This is a genomic window from Bacillus cereus, assembly GCF_015071065.1.
In the GTDB taxonomy this organism is placed as follows: domain Bacteria; phylum Bacillota; class Bacilli; order Bacillales; family Bacillaceae_G; genus Bacillus_A; species Bacillus_A cereus_BA.
The window spans coordinates 1-7,815 of sequence record NZ_VOVA01000048.1 but is presented as its reverse complement, the minus strand read 5'-3'; the positions used below and the strand labels follow the sequence as shown (position 1 = coordinate 7,815).

Below are 7,815 nucleotides of genomic sequence, written 5' to 3'. Positions count from 1 at the left end.
ATGAATGATATAACTTTTATGTTATTCATATAATAAAAACAAAAATAAAAATCTATTAATATATAAAATATTTTAGATATATTCATAAAACATAATAATGTATATAAAGTTTAATAAAACCTATTTCTTATTTTAAATATGAATCAGATTCTGATATGATATATATATCTAAAATATTAGCAAACAATAGTTATGGAGGTGTCCTTTCATGACACAAGATTTATTGTTTATTACAAAACCCACTGTAACGACAAAAGAGGCAGCCGACTTATTGGGAGTAACGGTACAAACAATTTTAAAGAAAGAAAAAGATGGATTAATAGAATGTGTATATAAAGATAACTGGAAGCAATTCGGTAGTAAGATTTTCTATTTGGAGGATATTGAACGTTTAAAAAATATTGAAAAGGTTGAGGGCTTTAGCACAAAAGAAGCAGCTGAAATTCTTAATGTAGCACCATCTACTGTCTTTACATATATCAAATCTGGAAAATTACCTGCTTTAAAGATAGAAAAACGCGGAAAAGAAGTATATGTCATTGATAAAAAAGACCTTGAAACTTTTCAACTTACTTATGAAAAAACTACAACAAAAGAGCGAAAAACATTCATTACTAAGATTCAAGATGAAGATATATATTTATATCAATTATTAACACATCAACATACCGGAAAAACAGCTAGGGTAATAGAAATCAATGGAGCAGATGGCAAGGTTCTTACAGAGGACGAAGAAATTTTTCCACTACCCACTTATAAGGAACATGATTATGTCTTTGAACCTTTCCAGAAACAAGGAGTGATTACGAAACGAGGGTATTTATCTTTTTCATTTAAAAAACCCCAACTATTTAATTCCATCACTTACAATCTAATAAACTTATTTTATAAAGAGCTTGGTGTCACAAATATGCGATTGACTATTAAATCAGATACTATCAAATTAGAAATTAAACCTTTCGTATTACAAGTAGATCCATTGCAATTTCAAGAAGAGATTAAATACTTACATTCTCATATGAAATCCGGCACGATACTTCCACATGTAGAAGGAATTTACTTTAAAAGTAATGTAGAGCCATTAACTTTTCATGCAGATCATGAATTTAAACAAAAAGTAGTTCAAATAGCCACGGATGCTGGTATGGGACAGGAAGAATTCTTATTGCAAGCTGTAAAATCTTATATAAAAAATTTAGAACAACATTAAATTTGTTATCAATTAGAAGAAGCGTAGAAATTAAATCTTTCTACGCTTCTTAAATTGTTCAATTTAATCATTCTATTCTATGGGAGCATCACATGCCCAGCAACCTAAGACAATGAATAATCGGTTCTGGTGCAAAAATAAAATAAAAGAGAATAAAGCGCATATATTCCTAACGGAATCGTATCTTATGCTGCAAGTCCAAACAATTGATGGATAAATTCTTTCTGATTTTGGACAGACTGGCCCCGTAAATCAAGCTGTTCTTTTTTAATCATATGCATGGCTTCTACTCCAGAATGAATGGATGTAGCTGTGTCAAAACATTTGAATCCTAGCATAGAACGGATTCGCTTCTTTATAAAGCGATGATCTTGTTCTACTATGTTATTCAAGTACTTTTGTTGTCTAAGTTGCATACCATCAGGTATGCTTTTTTCTTTTTTCAACTGTTCAATTGCTATAGGATAAGCCGGGTTCTTATCGACTGTTATAACACGTGGCTTTGAAACATGAAAAGACCGCAAAGCTTTCTTGAAAAAGCACTTTGCAGCCTTCTGGTCTCTTGTTTTGTTTAGGAAAAAATCAATTGTGTTTCCTTTCGAATCAACTGCACGATACAGATACATCAATTGACCTTTTACTTTTATATATGTTTCATCGACTCTCCAAGAGTCATTTATTTGTTTGAGGTGACGACGGATTCGTTTGTCCAATTCAGGGCCATACTGATGAACCCAACGCATAATCGTTGTATGAGAAATGGATAAACCCCGTTCTTCTAGCATTTCCACCAAATCACGAAAACTGAGTTTGTACCGTAGGTACCATCTTACCGTTAATAAAATAATATCAGGCTGATAATGATTCCATTTGAATACATTTTCCTTTTCCATACCAATCACGCACCCCTTCTAAAGTAATAGTAACAGTATGTCCAAGATTTATAGATTCATTGCAATTGTCCTTAAGTTTTTGCACCAGAACCCCTTTAATTACAAAACGGTCATTTTGAATTTCATTTAACCTTTCACCTACTTTTGTTTGAGTTTGAATCGAATATGCCCTATAGATGCTTAAAGTGTTTATTCATTGTTAGTAGCAGTTCTCCTTTCGTTATAACTTTTTTCACATTTTTGAAAGGGACACCTATAGATTTACCGTTATGATTCCTAATTTCAAGTTCTGTTATCTTTCTATTACTCTTCTGAATAAGTTGAATATGAAATAAATAAAATGTTTTATAAAAGTAATTTTCAAATCTGGAAGCATAAGTTGGCCATAAACTAAAAGAAGCATAAGTTGACCAAAACGGCCATCTTATGCTTCTTGTTACAAACTTCTACAGATTCTCGGAGCAAAATTAATACATTTGTTTGGATTATCCAGCCCAAACATCTTTTGCATAATACAGTTTCTCTTCTAACTGTTGTAGCCATTCACATGCTTCTTGTTCACTCACATTGTGAATATTAGCGTAACTTTTCACAAGCGTATTTTCCACATCTGGTGCCATTTTTCTTCCGTCACCACATATATAAAAGTATGCACCTTGACTAAGCAACTCGACCAATTTTTCGCCATCTTGTTTCATCAAGTGCTGAACGTATGTTTTCGGCTGATCATCCATTCGAGAGAAAGCAGTGTGAAGAGTCACAATACCTTCTTCCTGCGCTTGCTCAAGCTCTTCTTGATACAGATAATCCTCTTTAATTGAACGGCATCCAAAGTAGACATGCGCTTCACCTAATGATTGACCATTGACTTTCATTGCTTTTCGAGCCTGTAGAAAACCTCTAAACGGTGCAATTCCTGTTCCTGGCCCTACCATAATAATCGGCGTTTTAGGATTTTCCGGAAGTTCGAATCCTGATTGTGAATTTGAAATAAAACATGTAATGGAATCTCCTTCTTCCAGCTGAGCTAAATATGTAGACGCAATTCCTCTGTATTTTCCATTTCCACTCCATGCATTATCTTCCACAACACTAACGGTAATACTCAATTTCTGGTCATTTACTCTTGGGGAAGAGGAAATTGAATAATAACGTGGACGCAATGCTGGAAGTAATTCAATAAATTCACCAAATTCCATTTCACATGCTGGATATTTCTCTAATAACTCAAGCATCGTTAAACGCTTGGACAACACTTGTTCTTTATACACCTTTTTTTCTAATAGTGCCTCTAGCTCTCTCTTATGCGGCGGACAAACTGTTTTTGCTGCCATCGCACGCAATTGATTTCTTGTAACCGGTTCTTGAAGCTCCACAAATTGCAGTAACTCATTGATTAAAACAGTACGATTTAAAGGAAGATGAACTAATTTTGTATTATCACTAGTTAAACGGATATAATTAGATCCATTTAGCTGAAAACGATTTAGAACACGATTCACCAAATCTGGATAGTTTCTCGGGACCACACCTAAATGATCGCCTTCTTTGTAAGTTATATGATTTGGCAAACAAATTTCAAGGTGCCTTGTACTTCTTGCGCTACATGGCTGTTGTAATTCTTTATTCTCTACGACTTTTGTTGTAAAAGTAGGATACATTTTTGCTAAGGTCGTTTCCGCTTCACTACCTACAAATTCAAAGGAAAGAGTATAAGCGCTTGTTTCATTCCCCCCCATATCAATCTTGAAGTAATCTGCTAACTCATTCCATAATTGCTCACGCCACTCTTCATAAGCTTCTTCAAAGTCATCACTTGCATCTCCTTCGCCACGCTCTGTTAAACGCTCTGCTCCTTTTGTTGCAAGTTGTTCATCAATAAAGAAAGGTACCTTTTGATATGTAGAAGTCCAGTTCTTATCGCCGCAGCCAAATACAGCATAATGAACACCTTTCACTTCATGCTCAGATGCTTTCTCCAACCACTCTACAAACTTCTTCGCATTATCGGGCGGATTGCCGTTGTAAGAAGCAGAAATTATCAATAACGCTCCTTGTTTTGGAAGGTTCCCTGCATGAGAATCTAATGGAGCAGCTTGTGCTGAAAATCCTTTACTAAGAGCAATATCTACCAGATCACGTGCTATTCCTTCTGCTGTTCCCATATTGGAACCATATAGTACGAGTAATGGCGTGTTATGAGCATTATCTATTGCTTTACGAACATTTTTTTCTGGCTGTTCACGGTAAGGAGTAGGAATACCACCTAGAGGAATTTTTTTTGATACTGCTTTTACAGTAAATCCTTCTGGTTTTAACGTCAAAGTTTCTTTAATATCTAATTCGTAATTTTTATGATCATAAAAATCAAAATGCTTCAACATCAGTCCAAGAACAAGAATCGCTTCATGAAGTGCAAACTGCTGCCCTATACATGCACGTTGTCCGTTACCAAACGGCTTGAATGCGTGCAGTGGAATTGTACTTGGATTTTCGAAACGTTCTGGTCTGAATTCCTCTACATCCTCGCCCCAAATTGTTTTATCACGATGAAGCTGTGGAATAAGTACCGTAATCTCTTCTCCCTGCTTTAACGAATATTCTCCACCAAGTACGGTGTCTTCTTTTGGATATAAAGAAAACGCAGGAGCAGTGGGCCATAAACGAAGGGATTCATTTAATACCATGGTAATATATTTCAACTGCTTCACTTGTCTATAAGTAGGAACAGGATCTACCAATACACGAGCTGCTTCTTCTGTTGCTTTATGTAAAATGTGCGGATTTTTCACTAAGAAATAAAGTGCGAACGACAATAGACCACTCGTCGTTTCATGGCCTGCGATTAAAAATGTAATCATTTGATAACGAATATTTTCATCATCTAGTATTTCTCCTGTTTCCGGGTCTTTTCCGTTTAACATATGAGCAAGCAGATCATCTCCTTGCTCACCACTTATTTTTCGATCTGCAATCATTTTATCCACTAACTCATTCATATATTGAATATCTTTTTGAAATTGAAGTTTCTTCTCCTTATATGATGGATCATTTCGATTTACACGCTGCAATTGGCTCATCGACTCATCTAGTGCACGGACCATGCTCATAATGAATGGATGGGTTTGATCACGATAGAAACTGTTAAAGCGATAATTAAAGCCACAAAGTCCAATTGTATCAAGTGTCAAACGTGTCATATCCTCTGGTACATCAATGTGTTCATCTGCATTTAAGCGCTCCCATTTTTGGATTAACTGCATAGCAATATCTACCATCATCGCATGGTACCCCTTCATTGCTTGCTGACTAAAACTTGGTAATAAAATGTTATGAGCTTTTTTCCAGTTTTTTTCGTATGACCCACTCGTAAAAAGGCCATCTCCAGTAAAGCTTCTTACATTTTTGAGTGCTTGACTTATATTTTTATCAAAACGTGATTCATCACAAACTTCTTTAACTAATCGTTGGCTGGATACATAACGAGTAACCCGACTAGGTAATTCAAACTTAAATATCTCTCCCATTTGATCGCCAATCTTCATTAAGGACTGAATTGGTTTTTCTTTATTTAATAATGATAAATTTCCAAGCGCTCCCTCTATTTTAGGTTGCGGTATTTCCTTTGTTTCCATCTGTAGCCCTCCCCTTTTTTGTAAACCTATGATTTAATACTGATAGCCGCCCATAAACTTTCCTCTACATCCTCAATCAACTTATTTGTAAAATGTTCCTGTTTGTTTTCAATCAACTCTTGTATTTTCATAAAACTTCCAAATAAGATTGCGATGAGCACCTTCAAAGATAATGCTCGGATTATCTTTTGTTGTTGTCCCTCTTGAAAAAAGTCACAAACAAACACCTCTAATTTCTCATATGTTGCACGGCTTTTCTCATTTAAAAATGTTCCTTGGCTATGCATACTAATAAATCCCAACGCACGAGGATAATCTATTGTGAATTTGACCATCCCTTCAAAAATATGGTGAAATCCCTCTCGAATTCCCTTTCTTTCACTCATTAACCCGCTTTGAATACAATTTAAAAACTCTTCTACATATTTTTGAAACAACTCATTTACAAGACTCTCTTTATTTTCAAAATAACGATAAATTGTACCTGCACCTACATTTGCTCTTTCTGCAATCATAGGTATTGTTGTTCCATTAAACCCTCTTTCAGCAAATAACAGAAGGGATGCAGAGAAAATATCCTCTTGTTTCGATGAAGTAGTTTCCATCAACTCACCTCTTTCTTCAATACGGAATGAACGTTCATTCCGTATTTGTATTATAATCTACTTTACCCAATATGTAAAAATAAAACCTTTGCTTCATGCCTATCAAGCTAATATTTTGAAATAGCCTCATTTCATTTCTCCATAGTTGTCTATGAGCATTGATTTAGAAATATGTATTTGTAAGAAATAATAATACATTCAGGTAGAAAGTGATCCTTACAGTAAGGACGGTTCTGGTGCAAATACTTAGGAAAGATATAAAGAGGCGAAAAGTTTCCTAGTGGAATCTAGTCTTAAACAGCAATTCCAAATAGTTGATGGATGAACCTCACTTGATTTTGGACAGACTTGTCCAGTAAAACAAGTTGCCCTTTTTTTACCATATGCATAGCTTCTATTCCAGAAATAATGGATGTAGCTGTGCGAAAGGATTTCAATCCTAACATCGAACGAACTCGCTTTTTAATAAACCGATGATCTTGTTCCACTATGTTATTGAGATATTTCACTTGCCTTAGTTGGATGCCTAATGGCATCTTTTTTTCTTTTCTCAATTCTTCAACTGCTATAGGATAAGCTGGATTCTTATCGACTGTCACGACACGAGGCTCTGAAATATGAAAAGACTGCAAAGCTTTCTTGAAGAATCGCTTTGCAGCCTTGTGGTTTCTTGCTTTGCTTAGGTAAAAATCGATGGTACTTCCTTTCGAATCGACAGCACGATACAGGTACATCCATTGACTTTTTACTTTGATATATGTTTCATCGACTCTCCAAGAGTCATTGGCTTGCTTGAGATGACGACGGATTCTTTTGTCTAATTCAGGACCATACTGATGAACCCAACGCATAATCGTTGGAGCTAGCTGCTTCTGCTAAACAAACTATCGGAAAAGCCCACCTATTTCCGTAGGTGGGCTATATCTTTATTACACAATACCAAAGTATACTCTCTTTTTCTCATAAACTTTATGTAACTATACATATTTGTAAAAATTACACTAAATAAATATTACATGTAGTAAAATAGAACTTGTGGACACGTTCTATAAAGCAGATTCTCCGATTAGAAGGCGTAACACATCTCAACCATATAGATGTGGCGTTGCTTTAATCTAGCCAAACAAATGATCTCGATTCTCTTGTATTTGTACACTAACAATCTGGTAAAAATAAATGATTCTGTTTTATAGGACGTGTTTACTTAATGTCCAATACATATTATTAAAATTAAGATGGTTCAAGTCAGAGGAAGGCGCCTTAGGGTGTCTTTTCTTTTTTAAAAAAACCACAAGTGCTGGGACTGTATTTAGTTATCTCAAATCTTCAATCATATCTTCATCATCATAGAGGTACCGTCAGGAAAATGCGGATTTACAACGTTAAGGAAATTTCAATATTAAAAAGCCTAATTTCTCAGCATAAAAATGAAAAATTAGGCTTTTCATTGCTCCATTAAAGCGCCCTATTGA

At 35.0% G+C, this 7,815-nt stretch carries 4 protein-coding genes and 2 pseudogenes; 1 reads left to right on the top strand and 5 read right to left on the bottom strand.

Features of this window, described 5'->3' with window-relative positions; genetic code table 11:
- Positions 1 to 208 precede the first annotated feature (208 nt).
- Positions 209 to 1,210, top strand: a complete 1,002-nt coding sequence (locus tag FT637_RS29070) for a helix-turn-helix domain-containing protein (RefSeq protein ID WP_193649191.1) — start codon at positions 209 to 211, stop codon at positions 1,208 to 1,210.
- Between the two features lie 185 nt (positions 1,211 to 1,395).
- Here FT637_RS29070 and FT637_RS29065 read toward each other — a convergent pair whose 3' ends face one another.
- The 5 genes and pseudogenes from FT637_RS29065 to FT637_RS29045 all read right to left on the bottom strand — a co-directional run.
- A complete protein-coding gene (locus FT637_RS29065) occupies positions 1,396 to 2,103 on the bottom strand; it encodes an IS6 family transposase (protein ID WP_193649190.1) in 708 nt (235 codons plus the stop codon).
- Between the two features lie 55 nt (positions 2,104 to 2,158).
- A pseudogene (locus FT637_RS29060) lies at positions 2,159 to 2,426 on the bottom strand (hypothetical protein); the annotation flags it as partial.
- 162 nt (positions 2,427 to 2,588) lie between these two features.
- A complete protein-coding gene (locus tag FT637_RS29055; RefSeq protein WP_193649189.1) occupies positions 2,589 to 5,738 on the bottom strand; it encodes a bifunctional cytochrome P450/NADPH--P450 reductase in 3,150 nt (1,049 codons plus the stop codon).
- 26 nt (positions 5,739 to 5,764) lie between these two features.
- The gene (locus FT637_RS29050; RefSeq protein ID WP_193649188.1) at positions 5,765 to 6,343 is read right to left on the bottom strand and encodes a TetR/AcrR family transcriptional regulator; all 579 of its coding nucleotides are present in this window, start codon (positions 6,341 to 6,343) and stop codon (positions 5,765 to 5,767) included.
- A gap of 293 nt (positions 6,344 to 6,636) precedes the next feature.
- Positions 6,637 to 7,200, bottom strand: a pseudogene (locus FT637_RS29045) (IS6 family transposase); the annotation flags it as partial.
- Positions 7,201 to 7,815: the final 615 nt, after the last annotated feature.